19 protein-coding genes and 1 tRNA gene are annotated in these 20,518 nt (G+C 39.5%); 11 read left to right on the plus strand and 9 right to left on the minus strand.

Annotated features, from left to right (window positions below):
- The first annotated feature begins 38 nt into the window (after positions 1 to 38).
- Positions 39 to 2,129, plus strand: a complete 2,091-nt coding sequence (locus tag G6W42_RS08275) for a RecQ family ATP-dependent DNA helicase (RefSeq protein ID WP_194173642.1) — start codon at positions 39 to 41, stop codon at positions 2,127 to 2,129.
- Positions 2,129 to 3,247, plus strand: a complete 1,119-nt coding sequence (locus G6W42_RS08280) for a DNA-processing protein DprA (RefSeq protein WP_194173643.1) — start codon at positions 2,129 to 2,131, stop codon at positions 3,245 to 3,247. The genes G6W42_RS08275 and G6W42_RS08280 overlap by 1 nt, the downstream gene beginning before the upstream one ends.
- 50 nt (positions 3,248 to 3,297) lie before the next feature.
- On the opposite strand, the gene G6W42_RS08285 is transcribed toward G6W42_RS08280, so the two are convergent.
- The gene (locus tag G6W42_RS08285) at positions 3,298 to 4,122 is read right to left on the minus strand and encodes an adenylosuccinate lyase (RefSeq protein WP_194173644.1); all 825 of its coding nucleotides are present in this window, start codon (positions 4,120 to 4,122) and stop codon (positions 3,298 to 3,300) included.
- Between the two features lie 50 nt (positions 4,123 to 4,172).
- Positions 4,173 to 4,358 carry a hypothetical protein gene (locus G6W42_RS08290; RefSeq protein ID WP_103639540.1) on the minus strand — a complete coding sequence of 62 codons (186 nt, stop codon included), beginning with the start codon at positions 4,356 to 4,358 and terminating at the stop codon, positions 4,173 to 4,175.
- Between the two features lie 109 nt (positions 4,359 to 4,467).
- Between G6W42_RS08290 and G6W42_RS08295 the strand changes: the two genes are divergently transcribed.
- A tRNA-Arg gene (locus tag G6W42_RS08295) sits at positions 4,468 to 4,544 on the plus strand.
- Positions 4,545 to 4,583: 39 nt separating this feature from the next.
- On the opposite strand, the gene truA is transcribed toward G6W42_RS08295, so the two are convergent.
- From truA to glmU, 7 genes are read right to left on the minus strand one after another with little or no spacing between them, the layout of a single operon-like run.
- Positions 4,584 to 5,315: a tRNA pseudouridine(38-40) synthase TruA gene (gene truA, locus G6W42_RS08300; RefSeq protein WP_194173645.1), complete on the minus strand. Its 732-nt coding sequence runs from the start codon at positions 5,313 to 5,315 to the stop codon at positions 4,584 to 4,586.
- Positions 5,315 to 6,343 carry an LptF/LptG family permease gene (locus G6W42_RS08305; RefSeq protein ID WP_194173646.1) on the minus strand — a complete coding sequence of 343 codons (1,029 nt, stop codon included), beginning with the start codon at positions 6,341 to 6,343 and terminating at the stop codon, positions 5,315 to 5,317. The genes truA and G6W42_RS08305 overlap by 1 nt, the downstream gene beginning before the upstream one ends.
- Positions 6,336 to 7,124: a prepilin peptidase gene (locus G6W42_RS08310; RefSeq protein ID WP_194173675.1), complete on the minus strand. Its 789-nt coding sequence runs from the start codon at positions 7,122 to 7,124 to the stop codon at positions 6,336 to 6,338. The genes G6W42_RS08305 and G6W42_RS08310 overlap by 8 nt, the downstream gene beginning before the upstream one ends.
- 7 nt (positions 7,125 to 7,131) lie before the next feature.
- A complete protein-coding gene (gene uppS / locus G6W42_RS08315) occupies positions 7,132 to 7,803 on the minus strand; it encodes a polyprenyl diphosphate synthase (RefSeq protein ID WP_194173647.1) in 672 nt (223 codons plus the stop codon).
- Between the two features lie 3 nt (positions 7,804 to 7,806).
- The gene (locus G6W42_RS08320) at positions 7,807 to 8,493 is read right to left on the minus strand and encodes a hypothetical protein (protein ID WP_194173648.1); all 687 of its coding nucleotides are present in this window, start codon (positions 8,491 to 8,493) and stop codon (positions 7,807 to 7,809) included.
- Positions 8,490 to 9,662 (minus strand): bifunctional phosphopantothenoylcysteine decarboxylase/phosphopantothenate--cysteine ligase CoaBC, encoded by a 1,173-nt coding sequence (coaBC, locus tag G6W42_RS08325; protein ID WP_194173676.1) that lies wholly within the window; start codon positions 9,660 to 9,662, stop codon positions 8,490 to 8,492. Before coaBC ends, G6W42_RS08320 begins: the two co-directional genes overlap by 4 nt.
- Positions 9,649 to 10,956, minus strand: coding sequence for a bifunctional UDP-N-acetylglucosamine diphosphorylase/glucosamine-1-phosphate N-acetyltransferase GlmU (gene glmU, locus G6W42_RS08330; protein ID WP_194173649.1), 1,308 nt, complete (start codon positions 10,954 to 10,956; stop codon positions 9,649 to 9,651). The genes coaBC and glmU overlap by 14 nt, the downstream gene beginning before the upstream one ends.
- Positions 10,957 to 11,092: 136 nt before the next feature.
- Here glmU and G6W42_RS08335 point away from each other — a divergent pair, with 136 nt between their 5' ends.
- The 8 genes from G6W42_RS08335 to G6W42_RS08370 are packed head-to-tail and all read left to right on the plus strand — an operon-like array spanning position 11,093 to position 20,493.
- Positions 11,093 to 11,860 carry a motility protein A gene (locus tag G6W42_RS08335; RefSeq protein WP_021086711.1) on the plus strand — a complete coding sequence of 256 codons (768 nt, stop codon included), beginning with the start codon at positions 11,093 to 11,095 and terminating at the stop codon, positions 11,858 to 11,860.
- Positions 11,860 to 12,639, plus strand: coding sequence for a flagellar motor protein MotB (locus G6W42_RS08340; RefSeq protein WP_004318176.1), 780 nt, complete (start codon positions 11,860 to 11,862; stop codon positions 12,637 to 12,639). The genes G6W42_RS08335 and G6W42_RS08340 overlap by 1 nt, the downstream gene beginning before the upstream one ends.
- A gap of 11 nt (positions 12,640 to 12,650) precedes the next feature.
- Positions 12,651 to 13,373, plus strand: coding sequence for a flagellar type III secretion system pore protein FliP (gene fliP, locus G6W42_RS08345; protein WP_196779718.1), 723 nt, complete (start codon positions 12,651 to 12,653; stop codon positions 13,371 to 13,373).
- Entirely contained in the window at positions 13,373 to 14,638 is a 1,266-nt protein-coding gene (locus G6W42_RS08350) for a TolC family protein (RefSeq protein WP_194173650.1), read from the plus strand. Before fliP ends, G6W42_RS08350 begins: the two co-directional genes overlap by 1 nt.
- Positions 14,635 to 15,378, plus strand: coding sequence for an efflux RND transporter periplasmic adaptor subunit (locus G6W42_RS08355; protein WP_194173651.1), 744 nt, complete (start codon positions 14,635 to 14,637; stop codon positions 15,376 to 15,378). Before G6W42_RS08350 ends, G6W42_RS08355 begins: the two co-directional genes overlap by 4 nt.
- Positions 15,375 to 18,401, plus strand: a complete 3,027-nt coding sequence (locus G6W42_RS08360) for an efflux RND transporter permease subunit (protein ID WP_194173652.1) — start codon at positions 15,375 to 15,377, stop codon at positions 18,399 to 18,401. The genes G6W42_RS08355 and G6W42_RS08360 overlap by 4 nt, the downstream gene beginning before the upstream one ends.
- Positions 18,398 to 19,633, plus strand: a complete 1,236-nt coding sequence (locus G6W42_RS08365) for a TolC family protein (RefSeq protein ID WP_194173653.1) — start codon at positions 18,398 to 18,400, stop codon at positions 19,631 to 19,633. The genes G6W42_RS08360 and G6W42_RS08365 overlap by 4 nt, the downstream gene beginning before the upstream one ends.
- Positions 19,630 to 20,493 (plus strand): EamA family transporter, encoded by an 864-nt coding sequence (locus tag G6W42_RS08370; protein WP_194173654.1) that lies wholly within the window; start codon positions 19,630 to 19,632, stop codon positions 20,491 to 20,493. The genes G6W42_RS08365 and G6W42_RS08370 overlap by 4 nt, the downstream gene beginning before the upstream one ends.
- Positions 20,494 to 20,518 lie beyond the last annotated feature (25 nt).

The raw sequence follows: 20,518 nt of genomic DNA on the forward strand, positions 1-20,518 counted from the left end.
ATTATGGTATGTGTAAAACATTATGAGGAATAATAATTATGGATATTTTAACAAAAGATATAGCGTTAGATTTCTTAAAAAAGTCTTTGTTGAATATAAATGTTTCTTTTAGAGAAGGCCAATATGAAGCTATTGATGCCGTGGTTAACAAAAGAAAAAAAGTTTTGGTTATCCAAAAAACAGGATGGGGAAAAAGTAGCGTATATTTTATTTCCACAAAATTTTTAAGGCAATGCGGTTATGGTCTAACCATAATTATATCCCCACTGCTAGCGCTAATGAGGAACCAGATAGAGTCGGCAAAAAAATTGGGGCTCAATATTGCAACAATAAATTCATCAAATATAGACCATTGGAATGATGTAAAAAGTAGTATTTTAAGCGATAAGATAGATGCACTCCTTATTTCTCCAGAAAGACTAGCTAACGAAGATTTTATGCAAAATATTTTAGAGCCAATTTCAGGAAATATTGGATTGTTTGTTATTGATGAAGCACATTGTATTAGCGACTGGGGTCACGATTTCAGACCAGACTATAAAAGAATTGTAAATATACTAAAACAAATTCCTGAAAATACTCCCATTCTAGCCACAACTGCTACCGCAAATGATAGAGTTATTGAAGACATCAGAAGCCAAATTAGCGGTATTTTAATAATGAGGGGTGATTTAAAAAGAGAGACCCTTACTTTGCATAATATAAGACTACCGCATCCATCTTATAGGTTGGCTTGGCTTGCAAAATATATTCCTTCATTTAAAGGTTCTGGTATAGTATATGTTTTGACTCAAAGAGATGCGAAGATTATTTCAGACTGGCTTAATGAGAATAATATATCGGCAAGCCCTTATTTTAGTGATGTGACAAATGATAAATTTGAAACTAGTGATGCTTATAGGGAGTTTTTAGAAGATCAGCTTATTAATAATAATATAAAAGTTCTAGTGGCTACATCAGCACTAGGAATGGGTTTTGACAAGAGCGATATAGGATTTGTAATACACTATCAAGCACCAGGATCAGTTATAAGTTATTATCAACAAGTTGGCCGTGCAGGTAGGGGGATAGACAATGCATACGGGGTATTATTGAGCGGACACGAGGATGATGATATACATGATTTTTTTAGAAGGTCGGCTTTTCCAACAAAAGAAAATATAGATTTGATATTAGAGTGCCTGGAGAGAAGTGATCATGGTTTATCTATAGTAGAAATTCAAAAGGAGTTAAATCTTACTCAAGGTGAAGTTGAAAAAACTCTAAAATATCTTAGTGTTGAGTCTATATCACCAGTAATAAAAATAGATTCGAAATGGCTTAGAACGCCAAATAAGTTTTTTTATGACGAAGAAAAAATAAATAAAATTTTAGAAATAAGACGGTCAGAGTGGAATGAAATTCAACAATATTTAGATACTAAAGAGTGTTTAATGTCTTTTTTGCAAAAGGCCTTAAATGATCCAAATCCTCAAAAATGCGGAAAATGTTCTAACTGTCTACAACCTATAGGTAGTGATTTTTCTACTGACATAGGTTTAAGGGCGGCAGAGTTTTTAAGAAAAAAATACATAGATTTTACCCCTAAGAAACAAGTAAGAGCTGATGCGCTAAGTGAATATGGTATAAAAGGGAAAATTCCTGAAATATTAAGGGCAGAAAGTGGGCGTATTTTATCTAGATGGGAAGATGCTGGCTGGGGAAGAATTGTCGCAGAGAATAAGCATAGTGGAAAATTTTCAGAAGAGTTAGTGGATGCATTTGTTGAAATGGTTTGTGATTGGAATCAAAAATTTGCTTGGGTAACTTGTATACCATCACTAAAACATCCAGTTTTGGTGCCAGAATTTGCGCAAAAAGTTGCCAGTAAGTTAAATTTACCTTTTATTCAAGCTATAAAAAAAATAAAACAAAATCAAGCTCAAAAAATGATGAATAACTCATACCATCAAGCAAAAAATCTTGATGGTGTTTTTGAAGTAGATAATGGTATTCCAAATAAACCAGTATTATTAATAGACGATATTATCGACTCTGGGTGGACTATAACAGTAGCTGCCATGCTCTTAAAACAAAAAGGCTGTGGGAATGTATTTCCTGCTGCGCTTTCGACAACAGGAAAATTATAATGAAAAAACTAAGCTTAAATTCTCAGGCAATCATACTGCTTACGGCCTACTTCAATAAAAACGATAAACCTCTTACTGTAACCGAATACTCTAATTTAGCAACCTGGCTTTTAAAATACAATATGACGCCAGCAGATCTTTTGGCAACAAATAATATTGATATTTTGAAAGAATATGAAGGCTCGAAAATTATACAAGATAGAATTTTATCTTTGCTTGATAGAGGAAATGCTATGGCATTGTCTTTGCAAAAATGGCAAAATTTCGGAATTTGGATTATGACTAGAGCAGATGAAGAATACCCAATAGCACTTAAAAGGAAGCTGGGGCAAAAATCTCCGCCTATTTTATACGGTGCTGGAGACAAGAAAATATTAAACACTAAAGGCATTGCTATTGTTGGATCGCGAGATGCTTCAATGGATGATTTGGAATTTGCATTTCAGCTTGGAAAAAAAATTGCTTTGTGCGGATATAGTGTAGTCTCTGGAGGAGCAAGAGGAATAGATGAATCTTCGATGTTTGGCTCTATTGAGGCTGACGGTACTACTATTGGGGTCGTTTCGGACTCGTTAGCGCAAAAAGTCTTATCTAAAAAGTATAGAGAAGCTATACAAAATAGTAATTTGACTCTTATAAGTCCGTATTATCCGGATGCAAAATTTAATGCAGGCAATGCCATGGGAAGAAACAAATACATCTATGTATTGGCAAAAAGCTCCGTGGTAATACATTCTGGCTTAAAAGGTGGAACATGGGAGGGTGCAAAAGAAAATTTAAAAAATAACTGGACAGACCTTTTTGTAAAAAAGAATAATGATGCAATGGCTGGAAATTCTAAATTGCTTGCTATGGGCGGGATTGAATTGCCAAATTTAAATGATATAGAGTATTTATTGGATTATAAGAAAAAAGAACTAGCTATAAATGAACCAAGAGAAGAAAAAATATTAAAATTAATTAATGGTAAAAAAATGACAGTGGATGAGATATCAAAAGAAATAAGAGAACCTTCAAGGCTTGTAAAAAATACAATAGAAAAGTTAGTAAGGTCAGGCGATATCGAAAAACATAAAAATCGGCCCTTGCGTTTTAGTAAGGTGATAAAACTATTCTAACTAAATTTATAAGTGTAAAATTTGCTGTATGTAAATTTAGCCAGCTTTATTTATCCCACCTTTATAAAATTCTCTTGGTTTTTAAAAAAAGGTTTTAGTCCCTCGTAGGCTGCTTGGATCTTTTTAAATTTAGCGTTATATTCGTTTTTGATGCTTTCACTTTTGTTTGAGTGTCTGTCTGGATGGTAAATTTTGGCAAGGGCTAGGTAGCTGTCTCTTACGGTTTCGAAGCTATCTTTACTCGAACAGCCTAAAATTTTAAAATTTTCTTCAAGCAAATTTGCCAAAGCGCTGAAGCGACTTTTAAATTTGGCTGAGTTTTGGATCTTGTAGTTTCTTTTGAACTCTTTAAATTTGCTCTCGTTGTAGTTAAAATTTACTATAAATTTTAGATGTTTGCGTCTTGAAATGATCTCTTCTATCAAGTCAAAATCGCTATCTTTTTTTATTTTTAGGCTAAGTTTATGATTTTTCTCGTCAAATTTAGACTCATTGCCTTTAAAATTTTGCAAAATGTAACTAGCAAAAGCTCTTGGAGTGTTGTTTAGCGTAAAGATTATCTCGTCGTTAAAAAACTCAATGTCGATGTTGTAGATGTTTGTTAGGGCGTTTCTTTGCACTAAAGATAGCTTTATGGTTTTGTATTTTGCAAAGGTTACGTCAAGCTCATTGCCCTGTTTTTCGTAGAGTTTTTTTATAAATTTTAAGAAGCATTTTCGCTGCGGGATCTCGCTCTCTTCGTAAAAAGAGATAATCTTGTCTTTGTTTGCTAGTGTTTTTGTGAAATTTTTACTTATCAGTGCGCGAAGCTCGCAAAAAAGAGCGTCGCTATCGGTTAAAATGCTTAAAGATTCTAAAGTTTGGGTTATATTCATGGGTTTCTCCATTCAAAATATCCCCATTTAAAGCAACTAGCGTTCCAAAGTTAAATTTTCCTGATATTGCTATCTTTTGTATATGCCAAAAACTCATCTCTTAGCTTTTGTTCTTTGTGTAAGATCGCCTCCTCTTTCGTGTGAGAAATAGCCTCTTTTTGGGGCTTTTTAGCCACGCCTTGCTCTTTTGCAAGCTCTTTTTTGATCTCTTTTAGACTATCGAAAAAATCGTTCATTTTTGCTCCTTTTGCTCAAAGGATTTTACTAAAAAGGTTATAAATTTAAAATGAATACAATCTCTTTTTAAGGAAAGTTTGGTTAATATCACAACTTAATTTTTCATGTGCGCTCGTAGCTCAGCCGGATAGAGCATTTGATTGCGGTTCAAAAGGTCAGAGATTCGAATTCTCTCGGGCGCGCCATCCTTTTCCCCCAAATTTTATTTTCAGACCACTTTTAGCTTAGTAAAATTTATAAAAAACTCTATTTAGATATAGCCCTTCAGCTGGCGCTGGTATGCGAGTTAGAGCAGGATGTCCATTTAGCGAAGCCTTGATGAGCTTGTCGCCATCTTTTTGCTTTAGCGCTTTTAGTAAATTTGCAACCATGAGGCGTACTTGACCACGCAAAAAGCCATTTGCCTTAAAAACTATGATAGTTTGCTCTTTGCGTGCGTAGCAAAACGCTTTATAAATTTCTCGCACTGGGCTTTTTGTGTCGCTTCCAGTTTTCATATATGCGCTAAAATCATGCTCGCCGATAAAATTTCGCAAAATTTCATTTGCTCTTTTGGTATCAAATTTAGGCAAAAAGACCTTGTAGTTTGAGCTAAAAACATCAAATTTGCCGTGATCTATCACATATCTATACGACCTTGCGACCGCGTCAAATCTTGCTTGAAAGCTCTCATCTACCAAATTTATGCGTTTTATATGAATGCTTGGGTGTGCGTGACGGTTTATAAGATCTTTTAGGCGATTTAAGTCTTTAAAGTGATCGCCGCAAACGATGCTTGAGCTTTGGTTGTTTGCGTGCACGCTTTTATCGGTGCGCGAGCTAGAGACCACTCTTTCAAAAATACCAACGTGAGCTAAGGCGCGCTCTAACTTATCTTCTACGCCATTTTCGTGCGGCTGGGTCTGAGAGCCTTGAAATTTCGAGCCATCGTAGCTATAGATTAGCTGAATTTTCATCAATATCTTCGTGTGATCTTGGCTTTATAAAGCAAGACGCCAGCTATCAAAAATACGAAAAATATTAGCGGTATCGCAAGCGCTGGCTTTGATGAAAAGAGCATGATAAGAGTAAAATATCCAAACAAAACGCCAAAAGTGCCCACATAGACCATTCCCTTTTCATATCTATATGTGACGATGCCAAGGCTGATCGCAAAGAGCGTGCTAGCAAGTGGGAAGAGGGCTACTAGGACATAGGTGCTAAGGTCTTTTCTGCGTTTATCGCTGCTACTTGCCTCCATCCAGTACTCTTTGATACTGCCAACGTCGCTTATCTCTTCGCTTTGTGCGGTTCTTATCTTCATTGATTTGAAGTTGCTTTGGTGATAAATTTCATCTCTTATGTCATACATCTTACCATCGTTCAAAGAGAGCTCTACGCTTTGACCCACATTTATGATCTTTGCGTTTTTAGCGGTTATTAGACGCTGAGACTCTTTTACAAATGGGTTAAACATCACGATATCTTTGTAGATTGTGCCATTTTTGTCTTCGCTTTCGCTGCCCACATAGACCATCCAGTCTGAAAATTTTTGTCCAAACTGGGTTGGCTTTAAATTTAGCTTTGCAACCGTCTTTTTATAGTCGATGAAATTTGCATTTAGCTGGGCGGCTATTGGTATCATGACGATGGCAACTACCAGCAAGGCAGCGCTTAAAAGGGCTGAAAAAGCTAAGAAAAATCTTGCTATTTTATTTGGTGAGCCACCAAGCGTGAATATAACGATACTTTCATTCTCTTTTGATAGCCTAAAGAGCGTCATCGCAAGTGAGACGAAAAACGCGATAGGCACGACAAAGAGCAACACGCGTGGGAGCATAAATGAGTAGAGTTTAAAGAGCTCGCCAAAGCTGATCTCGATGTATGAAGTGATACGCGCGATCTGGATGAAAAAGACGATCGACATGATCAAAAAAAGCGTACTAAATAACGATGCGAACGTGCCTAAAAAGTTAAACAAAAGATATTTATTTACTCTACTCATAAATTAACCTTAAAATTTCTAAAATTTGCCCGTCAAAAGCGTAGGTGACAAGCAGCCCCAGGCTTAAAAATGGCACAAAGGCTAGCTCGTAGCCCTTTTTGCGAACGAGCGCATAGACTGGAAGCGTAAGAAGTGCAGCCAGATAGATAGCCACAAAGGCTAGCTTGGCTGGTAAAATAGCTCCGATGATCGCTGCGATAAAAATATCAGCACTTCCCATGGCTTCGCGCTTCATTGCAAAGCTCACGACAAATCTTAGCGCCCAAAATATAAATCCAAAAAGGAATAAATTTAAAATTTGATCAAAATTTCCTTTAAAGATAAAAAGTAGCAGGGCATAGGCAAATGCGAAAAACAGCGCCGCAAAAAGGAGCGCATCTGGCACGGCTTTATATCTTATATCTATGACGCTAAGGGCTAGTAGCATGATAAAGCAAAGCCCTAAAAATAGCGCATAAAGCAGAGTTTCTACGCTTAAAATTTCGCCGCACTCTTTAAAAAAGCAGATCAGAAAAAGTAGCCCAGAGGCTATCTCAACTAGCGGATAGACAAGGCTTATCTTTTGCTTGCAAAAGGCGCATTTGCCGCCTAAAAATAGCCATGAAAAAAGCGGGATATTGTGATAAAAATTTAGCTTGTGAGAGCATTTTGGGCAGTGTGAGGCTGGGAAATTTATACTTTCACTTCGTGGCAAGCGGTATATCAGCACATTTGAAAATGACCCCACACAGATGCCAAGAACAAAAGCAAAAACGGCAAAAAAGATGACCAAAATATCCATTATCTCACTAAACTCCGCCAAATCTTCGCTCTATATCTTTAAATTTAGCCACGATCCCACCAAGCTCATCCTTGCCAAAGTCAGGCCAAAGTGTCGGCGTGAAAAAGAGCTCTGCGTAGCTTGCTTGCCAGAGCATGAAATTTGAAAGCCTGCTCTCGCCACCGGTTCTAATGAGAAGATCGACCGGCTCACTCTCATCAAGTGCCGAATTTAAGCTTGCCTCTGTTATCTCACAACCTTTTAAATTTAGCTTTTTTATGGCTCTTATTATCTCATCTTTTGAGCCGTAGTTTATCGCTAAATTTAAAAGCAAATTTGTATTTTCCCTTGTTGCGTCTTTGGTGATCTCTATCTCATTTTTTAGCTCATCACTAAATGGCGAAATGTCGCCAATCGTGTTAAATTTAATCCCATTTTTTATAAAATCATCACGCTTTAAAAGAAGAAATTTTTTAAGCAAATTCATCAAAAAATCAACCTCTTTTTGCGGCCTTTTCCAGTTTTCGGTGCTAAATGCGTAAAGGCTTAAAATTTTCACCCCATTGTCGATGCAAAATTCGCACATATCGCTTACGACATTTGCCCCAGCCTCGTGCCCATTTGTCCGCAAAAATCCACGCTTTTTCGCCCAGCGTCCGTTGCCGTCCATAATGATAGCGAGGTGGTTAAGTTTGTTCAATATCTAGCCTTTAAAGTCAATTATTTGCTCTTTTTTACTCCAAAGAGCGCTTACGTTTTGCACCAAAACTGGCGTGTCAAATTCGCTCTTTAGCAAGCTTGCGACGTTGCTAAATGGAGTTGTGATCTCACATAAAATTTCATCTTTAAATTTAAAAACAAGCGGCGCAAAATTTGAAAATACAAGAAAAACTCTCATCTCACTTGCCTCTTTTTTAAGCTGGAAGATGCCGTTTATACCGCTATATGCAAAGGGTATATGCACGACGTTTTCTTGCAGAGCAAAGAGCATTTTTGCCAGCACTCTCATCTCATCTTTTGTTTTAACTTCGCTTAAGTTTTTAAATAAATAGCTGTAAAGCCACGATAAATTCTCGTTTTTTACCAAATTTTCTATCAAATTTAGCCCATCAGCCAAAACGTCCTCATCTAAAATTTTTGGCTTCTCGTATAAATTTTTTATGACGATGTTTTCGCCCTGACTATGCACCTCGCCCCAGTATCTTGAGCCCACGTTTAGCTCTTTTACGCTTTTTGTGTTTAAATTTCTATTAGCAAAATTTAAGATGTATCTATTAAAGCCGACCTTTTGGCTTACTAAAATGCTAAGCGGCAAGGACGAATTTATCGCTACTAGCGGTGCTTGGCTGTTTTTTGCTATCTTTTGGACGCGTGAGATCTGCTCTATCATAAATTTGCTGCTAGCTCCACTATGCGCCCTGCGATCTCATCTTTTGAAGCAAGCGACAACAAAATTTCACTATCTTTTGTGATGAAATTTACCTCGTTTTGCTCGCTTGCAAAGCCATTTTTCTCGCTCATTACGTTTAAGCAAACTGCGTCAAGCGCTTTTTTTTCTAGCATTGATCTAGCGCTTTTAAGAGCGTTTTCGCTTGAGATTTCAAGCTTAAAGCCGATCTTTTTACAGCTAAATTTGCTTAAACTTTGCAAAATATCTATATTTTTGTTTAAGCTTAAATTTAAAACCTCGCCAACGTCCTCTTTTTTTATCTTGCCATCAATTTTTGTCGGCACAAAATCGCTCACAGCAGCACACATTACAAGTAAATCTGCCCCCTCGCACTCGCTTTTACAAAGCTCTAAAAGCTCGCTACTTGAGCTAAATTTAAGGCTAAGAAACGGCTCGTTACTAGTTTCAAAGCTAGCAAGCAGTTTTACCTCCGCACCTGCGTAGTAAAAGGCCCTAGCCAAGGCTCTTGCCATTTTGCCACTTGAGAAATTTGTAATGGCTCTAACATCATCTATCTTTTCAGCTGTCGCACCGCCCGTTATCACCACTTTTTTGCCTGCAAAAATGGGCTTGCTAAGCCTTTTAATGGCAGCTTCTACTATCACTTCAGGGCTTGCTAAAGCACCCTTGCCAACGTCGCCGCAAGCTAGAGTTTTAAGCACTGGCTCAACCACTAAAGTGCCGTTTTTCTTTAAAATTTCAAGCGAATTTTGTGTCGAGAAGTGCTCGATCATATTGTTATTTGCAGCTGGGGCAACGACCAAAGGCACGTGCGAGGCGGCGATTAGCGTTTGCATGAAGACATTGTCGCAGATACCAGCTGTTAGCTTATTTATCGTATTTACCGAGGCAGGTGCGATGAGGACTAGATCCATTTTGGAGTAGGCTATGTGATTTACGCCATCTTGCCAGTTTTGCGTTTGTGAGCTTAAAATTTTATGCTCGCTTAGCGCTTCAAAGCCGCTTACACTGCAAAATTCAAGTACTCCGTCACTTAAAGCCACATAAACATCAGCGCCTTGCTTTTTAAGCAACGATAAAATTTCGAATGCCTTATAAAAGGCGATACTGCCGCAAACAGCAAGTAAAATTTTCTTATTTTTTAACATCGTCTTTGCCAAAGAATTTCTCAAAAAAGCCGCTTTTGTTCTCTTGACGACCTCTGCTGATAGCTAGAGCACCGCTTTCAACGTCTTTTGTGATGGTGCTACCAGCTGCGATGATGACGTTATCAGCGATATTTACAGGGGCAACTAGCTGCGTATCTGAGCCAACAAAGACATTTTTGCCGATTTTGGTTTTGTATTTTGCTTTGCCGTCGTAGTTGCATGTGATCGTGCCACAACCGATATTTGTGCCACTTTCTATCTCGCAGTCGCCAAGATAGCTTAAGTGTCCTGCTTTTACGCCGCTAAGAACGCCTTTTTTAACCTCGACGAAATTTCCTATGTGTGTGTCAGAAATTTCAGAATTTGGCCTTATATGAGCTAGTGGGCCGATGTCTGAGTTTTTGATGACGCTACTTTCGATCACCGACGAGCTTTTGATGATACTTTCTGTTATAACGCACTCACCAAGGATGCTTACGTTTTCTTCGAGTACGCACTCGCCTTCAAATTTAGCCCTGCTGTCTATGAAAATGCTCTCAGGCATGCGCATCAAAACGCCAGCCTTCATCAAATTTTGCTTGATCTCATCTTGCATGATCTTTTCAGCGATACTTAGCTGAAATTTATCATTTATGCCCATGAAATTTTGCTCATTAACATTTACTGCAACGCACTTTAGACCCTTTTCATTTGCTATTTTTATGGCGTCAGTTAGGTAGTACTCTTTTTGTGCGTTTTGATTGCTTATGAGCGGTAAAATTTGCTCTAACGCCTCGCGCTTAAAGCAGTAGCAGCCAGCATTTACGCTCTTTATAGCAAGTTGTGCTTCGCTCGCATCTTTTTGCTCGACGATGGCTTCAACTTTGCCATTTTTTATAATAACTCTGCCGTAGCCAAAAGGATTTGCCGCTTCAAATGAGCTCATAACCACGTCTGCTTCGGCATTTGCTAGACGCATAAGATCAGTTGATCTAACAAGTGGCATATCTCCGCAAGTGACAAGCACCTTTTCGCCGCTTAAATTTACGCCCTTTATCGCACCAGCAGTGCCTGGGAAATTTGCTAGATCCTGCTCGAAAATTTTAGTTTGAGGAAAAATTTCTTTTATCTTTTTACTAATTAACTCTTTTTCGTAGTGAAGCACGACGCTAACGTCATTTGTGATCGCATAAGCTTGCTTTAAGATGTGAATGATCATCGGCTCGCCGCATAGCTCAAATAGGACTTTTGGTCGTTTTGATTTCATCCTGGTGCCAAGACCAGCAGCTAAGATTATGATAGAAGTGTTGTTCATTTTTAAGCCTTTTAACGTTAAAAATTTCGCAGATTGTAGCAAAAAATGGCAAACATTTTTTTTAATTTAACGATTGTTTCAACAAAAAGCTAATAAAATAGCAATTCTTAAGAATTTATAAATAAAGCGAGTTTAAATGGATTTAGGAACCGTCGTCGGCTGGGTTTTGACCCTAGTGCTTTTGTTTGGATCAATGGCGATAGGCGTTGGTATAGGGCCATACATCGATATCCCTTCTGTGATGATCGTTTTTGGTGGTACTATCGGCGTTATGATGGTTGGCTTCAAGATGGAGACGCTTAAAGGTATCGGTAAATTTTATGGTGTCGCTGTTAAGCCATCAGTTGTTGTAAATTTACCTGAGACTATAAAAAAAGTAGTTGATTACTCAACCAAAGCTAGGCGAGATGGCATTTTGGCACTTGAGAGCGAAGTAAATAATGAGACAAATCAGTTTTTAAAAAAAGGTCTTTCAATGGCAGTTGATGGCAATGAGCCAGATGCGATCAGAGCGCTTTTGGAGATCGATATAGATCAAACTAGCACAAGGCATGCAAATAACATCAAAATTTTCGAGCAAGTAGGCGGTTTTGCAGGTGCGATGGGTATGATCGGAACACTGATCGGTCTTGTTGCGATGCTTCTTAACATGTCAGATCCTAGTGCGATCGGTCCATCTATGGCGGTTGCCTTGCTTACGACACTTTATGGTGCGATGATAGGTAACATCATCGGCTCGCCTGTTGCAAACATCCTTTCGATCCGCGATGCTGATGAGGCACTTGAGAAGCAAGTCATTTTAGAGGGGATCATGGCGATACAAGCAGGGGACAACCCAAGAACGCTTGAGGCTAAGCTCTTAGCATTTTTACCTCCAAAAGATAGAAAAAGTCAGTTTGAATAATGGGTAAGTTAATAAAACCAGAAGAGTGCCCAAAGTGCATGCCTGAGTGGTTGGCTGCCTTTGGCGACCTTATGTCGCTCTTGCTTTGCTTCTTCGTTTTGCTCCTTTCTATGGCGACGATGGATGCTAAAAAGATGGAGGCTGCTGTTGGCTCGCTAGCTGGTGCGCTAAGCGTGCTAGAGGGTGGCGCAAGACCAGATAGTCAGGTAGAAAAAGAGACAGATCCTGAAAGCAGACGCACTCCAAAACCAAAAGCTCAAAAAGGTGCTCAAAACGAGGTCACTTCGACTGTTAAAAAGATAAATGAGCTACTAACGGCTAGTGGGGCACCTGAGATCACGATGGAGGAGAGCGAGGATGGCTTTATCGTTAGGCTTCCAGCTGCGATGCTCTTTGACAAAGATAGCGCTGAAATTTCTGGCGAGGATGCGAAGCTCTTTTTAAAGCGAATAGGCATGATCATAGCCAAAATGCCAAATGAGGTAAAAACAGATATCATCGGATACACTGATAATACAAATCCAAGTAAAGACTCTATATATAAAAATAACTGGCAGCTCTCTACTGCAAGGGCGCTAAGCGTGCTTGAAGAGCTAGTTAGCGATGGCGTACCACAAGAGAGGCTTATCACTTCTGGTAGGGCATCTTTTGATCCGATCGCTAGCAACAGCACAGACGAGGGCAGAGCTAAAAACAATAGGGTGGAAATTCACTTCGTTTCGCTCGAGCCAAAAAATAAAGAGGCTACTAAGAAAAGTATCCTTGATACGAGGAATTAGTCGTGAAAGCACTGCTTAGTTTAGCGGTTTTGTTTTGTGTAGTTTTTGGCGCTGATCCTGCGCTACCAACTATAAATTTAAGCCTAAATTCACCGCAAAATGCCGAGCAGCTTGTAAATTCTCTAAATGTTTTACTAATCCTCACCGCTCTTGCACTTGCTCCTTCACTCATCTTTATGATGACTAGCTTTTTGCGCCTTGTCATTGTCTTTTCATTTTTGCGTCAAGCGATGGGTACGCAGCAAGTGCCGCCTTCAACGGTACTTATCTCGCTTGCGATGGTGCTTACATTTTTTATCATGGAGCCAGTCGGGCAAAGAAGCTACGATGAGGGCATAAAGCCTTATATAGCCGAGCAGATAGGCTATGAGGAGATGCTTGATAAGAGTTTAAAGCCGTTTAAAGAATTTATGGTTAAAAACACTAGAGAAAAAGATCTTGCGCTATTTTTTAGGATAAGAAATTTGCAAAATCCAGCAAATATCGAGGATATCCCGCTAAGCATCGCGATGTCGGCATTTATGATAAGCGAGTTAAAGACATCTTTTGAGATAGCCTTTTTACTCTATCTGCCATTTCTTGTCATCGACATGGTCGTAAGCTCCGTTTTGATGGCTATGGGTATGATGATGCTCCCTCCTGTCATGATCTCGCTGCCATTTAAGCTACTCATCTTCGTGCTAGTTGATGGCTGGAATTTGCTAATAGGAAATTTGGTAAAAAGCTTTCACTGATGAAGAAAATTTTATTAGCACTTTTGCCTTTGGCACTGCTTGGATCAAATTTGAGCGAGATGGCGAACAAAGCCACTCAAAACGAAATTTCAAAGATCAAAGAGCTTGAGTTAAAAAGAGCAAATTTAAATGACGAAGCGACATCAAGTGCCTACTTGCCAAGCCTCAGCCTAGAGGGCTCATACGGCAAAAACGCAAGCACCTTTCCAAGTATAGTCGCCAAAGAGTCAGCTGGCGTGCTAGCAAGGATCGATTTTTTACTATATGACGGTGGGGCGAGAGAGGCTAGGTTAAAGATGAACCAGCTTTTAAAGAACAAAGCCGCCATTGCAAGTGATGAAGCTAAAAACTACCTTGCATTTAAGGCTGTAAATTTATACTTTAACGCCTGCGCACTTGAAAATATAATAGCTGCCAAAAACGCTCAGGCAAATTTCTTAAAAGGCGTTTTAGATAAGCTTGAAAAGGCAAACAAAGCAGGTCTTGCCGCAAAAGATGAGCTAGAAAATGTGCGGGCAAAATACCACTTGGCAAATAGCACGCAGCTTGAATACAAAAACAAAATGGAGCAAATTTTAAACGAGATAAATTTGCTAACAGGCGAGCAAATTTCGCCACTTAGCGGGGCAAAAATGGCTGAGACTGGCTCAAATTTAGCTTCAAAAAACGCCGAGCTTGATAGGCTAAATCAAGATATTTTTATAAGCGAAGCTAGGCTTAGCGAGACAAGAGCTGGCTTTTTACCCCAAATCATGCTCTATGACACCTATGGATTTTACAAAAATAACTATGACATCGACCTTGGCAAGTATAACGCTTACCGCCCATATCTTGATAAATATATAAAAGAAGATACGCATGGCAATAAATTTGGCGTTAGCTTTAGGTGGAAAATTTTTGACTTTTTTGCAACTAGCAAGATGAGCCAAGCTAGCAAGATCGCGCTTGATGAAGCGAGGCTAAATTTAGAGTATAAAAAGCGTGAAAATGAGACAAAACTTAAAAATTTACAAAACGAGATCGCTTCGCTTAGCTCAAAGATCGCCTCGCTAAATGAGTATGTAAAGGCGAGCGAACTTGCGCTTAGAGCGAGCTATGAGAAGTATAACTCTGGGCTTTTGGGATATAGCGACCTGCTTGAGGCGCTCTCTCAGAAATTTGACGCCATTAGCCTTTTTGAGGGGGCGAAAGATGAGCTAGAGATAAAAAAGGCGGAGTATTTTTTTGAGAGTGGGGAGAGTATTTTAGAGAGGATTAGGGATTGAAAAAGCTGATAATTTTAATGATATTTTGCATTTTTTCATTTGCGAGCGAGGAAATTTTTGCTGATTTTGAAGTCTATGCCAAGCAAAGCTCAAAGCTTGCATTTGAGAGCAGTGGCAAGGTGGATAAAATTTTTGTAGATGTCTCAAGTCACGTTAAAAAGGGCGACGTTTTAGCTAGTCTTGATCAAACAAGCCTAGAGATTGCTCTAAAAAAGGCAAAAAACGACCTAGCGCTTGCTAAAAACGCAAAAGATTTTGCTAAAAACACCTTTAATAAATTTAGCCAAGTAAAGGACGTCACTTCAAAGCAAGAATTTGACGAGGTAAAGTATAAATTTGACGAGGCAGCTCTTAGGGTAGAGAGTGCCCAGATCGCCATTTTAAACGCAGATGATCATCTTAAAAAGGCTCTTTTAAAAGCTCCTTTTGATGGCATCATAGCTAGTAAAAATGTCGAGCTTGGCGAGAGTGCTTCACCACTTCAGCCAGCCTTTGTCTTAAACTCTAAAGAGGTTAAAATTTTAATAGCGATCGACGAAAAATACGCAAATTTAGTAAAAGTTGGCGATACATTTAAATTTAAACTTGACGCAACAAGCGAAGAAAAAGAGCTAAAAATCGCGCTCATTTACCCAGAGATAAAAAGGGAGACCAGAAAATTTTACGCCGAAGCTTACGATGTGGGGATGAAGCCGGGCATGTTTGGTCAAGGAAAAGTGATAATCGGCGAAAATAGATGATAAAAACAGCCATAAACCGCCCCATAACTACGCTTATGATATTTTTAAGCCTCGTTGTCTTTGGCATCTACTCGCTAAAGACGATGAATGTAAATTTATACCCAGCCGTAAATATCCCAATCGTCAAGATCACGACCTACGCAAATGGCGATATGAACTACATCAAGACAAAGATCACGCAAAAGATCGAGGACGAGGTCTCAAGCATCGAGGGGATAAAAAAGCTCTACTCAACTAGCTTTGACAACCTAAGCGTGGTAAGCATCGAATTTGAGCTAAACAAAGACCTAGAGAGCGCTACAAACGACGTCCGCGACAAGATGCAAAAGGCGAGAGTTGGCGCAAACTACGAGATAGAAAAGCTAAACGGGCTCTCTTCTTCTGTATTTAGCCTTTTTATCACAAGGCTTGATGGCAACGAAACTAGGCTCATGCAAGAGATCGATGACGTGGCAAAGCCGTTTTTAGAGCGCATAAGCGGCGTTTCAAAGGTCAAGACTAATGGCTTTTTAGAGCCAGCGGTGAAAATTTTACTAGATAGATTTAAGCTAGATAAAAACGCACTTAGTGCAAATGAAGTGGCAAATTTGATAAAGGTTGAAAATTTAAAAGCGCCACTTGGCAAGATAGAAAATGAGCAGATCCAAATGGCGATCAAGTCAAATTTTAGCGCCAAAAGCATAAATGAGATAAGAAATTTAACGATCAAGCAAGGGGTCTTTTTAAAAGATATCGCAAGTGTTGATCTTGCTTACAAAGACGCAAACGAAGCAGCGATAATGGATAAAAAAAGTGGCGTCTTGCTGGGTCTTGAGCTAGCTCCAGACGCAAACGCTCTAACCGTGATCGCTCTAGCTAAGTCAAAGCTAGATCAGTTTAAAAGCCTGCTTGGTAGCGAATACGACGTAAAAATAGCCTACGATAAGAGCGAAGTGATACAAAAGCACATCGATCAAACCGCCTTTGATATGATCCTTGGCGTCTTGCTAACCATCGTGATCGTCTATCTATTTTTAAGAAATTTCTCGATCACCATCATCTCAGTCGTGGCGATACCAACTAGCATCGTGGCTACATTTTTCATCATAAATGCCCTAGGCTACGACATCAACCGCTTAAGCCTTATAGCCCTCACGCTTGGTATTGGAATTTTTATCGATGATGCGATAGTCGTCACTGAAAACATCGCAAGCCGGCTAAAAGATGAGCCAAATGCTCTAAAAGCAAGCTTTGCAGGCATAAAAGAGATAGCATTTAGCGTCTTTGCGATCTCGCTCGTGCTGCTTTGCGTCTTTGTGCCAATAGCCTTTATGAGTGGCATCGTTGGCAAATACTTTAACTCCTTTGCCATGAGCGTGGCAGCTGGCATCGTCATATCGTTTTTTGTGAGTATATTTCTTGTGCCAACGCTTAGTGCTAGGTTTGTAGATGCTAAGGAGAGCAAATTTTATATAAAGAGCGAGCCATTTTTTGAGTGGCTTGAAAATAGCTATGAGAAAATTTTGACTTTAGCACTTAAATTTAAGCTCATATTTTTAGCCATAACGCTTGTGGTCGTTGTTTGCTCGTTTGGACTGGCTAAATTTGTAGGCGGTGACTTCATGCCAAGCGAGGATAACTCGGAGTTTAACATCTACTTTAAGCTTGACCCATCACTTAGCTTGCAAGCTAGCAAAGAGAGGCTAAAAGATAAAATTTCACTCATAAACGCCGATCCTCAGGTCGCTTACGCCTACTTCATCCTTGGCTACACAGACGCCAAGCAGCCATATCTTGTAAAGGCTTACGTTAGGCTAAAGGAGCTAAAAGATAGAGTTAATCACGAGAGACAAAACGTTATTATGCAAAAATTTCGTGACAGGCTAAAAAGTGATGATATGAGCGTCATCGTGGCTGATCTTCCGGTGGTTGAAGGTGGCGATGTGCAGCCAGTTAAGCTTACTATCACCTCTGAAAATGGCAAAGATTTAGAGAAATTTGTACCAAAGATCAGCAAGATGCTAAAAGAGATAAATGACGCAACTGATGTAAATTCGCCAGAAGAAGATCTGCTAAAGCGCGTGCAAATTTCTATCGATGAAGATAAGGCAAAAAGGCTAAATTTAGATAAAGCTAGCATTGCAAGCGCTGTTTATAGCGCATTTAGTGAGAACGAGGTCTCTGTTTTTGAAAACGAAAATGGCAAAGAGTATGAGCTTTACATGCGCCTTGATGATAAATTTAGAAGCGATACAAATGATATCTTAAAGACTAAGATAAGAAGCAATGAGGGCTTTTTTGTCACACTTGGCGATGTGGCGACGATTAGTTTTGAGCAAAAGCCAGCTAGTATTTCAAGGTTTAATAGAGCCGATGAGATCAAATTTTTAGCAAATACCAAAAACAATGCTCCGCTAAATAGCGTGGCAAATGAAATTTCAAAGAAGCTTGATGAAATTTTGCCTGCAAATTTCAAGTATAAATTTCTTGGATTTGTGGAGCTCATGGACGATACAAACGCTTCATTTATCTTTACGGTAAGTGCTAGCGCGGTGCTTATTTATATGGTGCTAGCCGCACTTTATGAGAGCTTTTTGCTGCCATTTCTCATCATGCTTGCCATGCCGCTTGCTTTTTGTGGCGTCGTGATCGGCCTTTTTATAAGCGGCAACCCATTTAGCCTATTTGTCATGGTTGGCGTCATCTTGCTCTTTGGTATGGTCGGTAAAAACGCCATTTTGGTGGTTGATTTTGCAAACCACTTTGCAAATAGCGGCATGGAGGCGAACGAAGCTGTGAAAATGGCTGCTAAGAAGCGACTAAGGGCTGTTTTGATGACCACTTTTGCCATGATATTTGCCATGCTGCCTCTTGCTCTTAGCAGGGGTGCTGGCTATGAAGCCAACTCACCTATGGCTATAAGCATCATCTTTGGGCTCATTAGCTCGACTTTGCTAAGCTTGCTTGTCGTGCCAGTGCTTTTTGCATGGGTCTATAATCTTGATAATTTTATAAGAAAATTTTATGAAAGGGAGAGAATTTGAAGAAGATTTTGGCTGTTTTGCTCTTTGCTTTGCCTCTTTGGGCTGGAAATTTACTAGAGATCATCGCTCTGGCGCAAAGTGCGAAGCTTGATAGTTTGAAAGAATTTAATAAAAATGAATATATAAATAAAAATAAGAGTAACAAGCTAAATTTATCCCTTGATGGCAGATATACCTTTGTGCCTGACGAGCTAAAGGGTGGATATATGACAAAGGCAGGATCGATCACGGCAAAGGTCGAGTATCTCATCTTTGATGGTGGTGCGAGCGAGGCTTCGGATAAGATTTTAGACCACAAGGGCGTGGAGAAAATTTACAAAGATGAAGAGCTGATGAATTTAACCGCTTTTCAGGTCGCAAAGGTCTATTTTAACGCTGTTGCACTAAATTCTCTTATAAATTTAGAGACAAAATTTGTAGATAGCTTTGCCAAGGCTGCAGCTGAAAATGAGTTTTGGTTTGAGTATGGCGAGATAGATAAGAGCGAATTTGATGCGATAAATTTCACTCTTAATAAAAAAAGAGCCGAGCTAGACGAGCTTGGGCTTAAGCTAGCCGAGCTAAACTCAAGGATAAATTTACTCTCAAACGGCGAGATCGGCTTTAATGCTGGGTCAAAGATAGTGATGCCTGATTTTAGCAAAGATGATATAAGCGCCAAACTTGGGGCGATGGAGCAAGAAAAATATATAAAAGAGCAAGAAAATGAGAAGCAAAAGAGCAAATTTGCTCCAAAAATTTACTTAAAAGATACGCAAAGTGTGAATAATAACAGCTTTAAAAAAGGCGAGAGGACGACTTCACAGATGGCTGAGGCATACGCTGATGCGAACAAGCCTAGAGTGGAGTTTGAGTGGAAGCTGCCAGATAGCCTAAGCCTTAGCAAGCAAAGCCAAACTAAGCGCATAGAGGAGCAAAAAGCTGCGCTTGATCTAAGCGACGAAGAAAACAGGATAATAGCTAGGCTAAAGGATCTAAGAGGCGTGATAGAGGGCCTGAGCGCTAGGCTAAATTTAGACTCGCTAAAGCAAGATAGCCTTGATAGCGACTTTAATGACCTGCTAAATGGCTATCTTAGCGGCAAGGTAAAATTTGAGCAGTTTTTGTTTGTGAGTGAGAAAAATTTTAGCGACAGGGCAAATTTTATCCTAAATGGCGATTTGTTCGAGCTAAACAAGCTTGAATACTTTTTTGAATGCGCAAGAAATATAAATGAGGTGGTGATAGAATGAATAAACTGATCTTCGTGACCATTTTGTGGGCGTTTAGCTTTAGCTTGATAGGCGAGTTTTTAGCGGGCAAGGTCGATAGCTATCTGGCTGTTTTTGTGCGTGTGACGCTTGCAAGCTTGGTCTTTTTGCCATTTACGAAATTTCGCGGCGTCAGCCCCAAGCTCGCCCTTGGCATAATGGCGATCGGAGTGGTGCAAATAGGGCTCATGTATCTTTGCTACTACAACTCGTTTTTGTATCTAAGCGTGCCAGAAGTAGCGCTTTTTACCATTTTTACGCCATTTTATGTGACGCTCATATATGATGCGTTTAGCTTTAAATTTAGACCACTTTATCTCTTTAGCGTTGGCGTAGCGGTCTTTGGCGCGCTTGTTATCAAGTATGGCGCGATAAACGAAGGAGCGATAAAGGGCTTTTTGCTGGTGCAAGGGGCAAACATCTGCTTTGGAGCAGGGCAAAGTGCGTATAAGGCGCTTTTGGAGAAGTTTGAAGTCGATCAAAAAAAGGTCTTTGGCTACTTTCACTTTGGAGCATTTTTCGTGGCCCTCATCGCACTCATAACCCTTGGTAATCCAGCTAAATTTCAAGTAGATATAACCCAAGCTTTGGTGCTTTTATGGCTTGGCATAGTCGCTAGCGGGCTGGGATATTTTATGTGGAACAAAGGGGCTTGCGAGGTCGATAGCGGCGTGCTTGCCATCATGAATAACGCCCTCATACCAGCGGCCATCATCGTAAATTTACTCTTTTGGCAAAAGGACGCCAACCTAACAAGGCTCATTTTAGGCGCTGCGATAATGTATATATCGCTACTAATTCACAATAAAATCATGAAATTTTACGGCGTAAAGGCTGTGTGAGGTTAAATTTAAGATCAAATTTGAG

It is taken from the genome of Campylobacter concisus (genome assembly GCF_015230015.1).
In the GTDB taxonomy this organism is placed as follows: Bacteria; Campylobacterota; Campylobacteria; order Campylobacterales; family Campylobacteraceae; genus Campylobacter_A; species Campylobacter_A concisus_AF.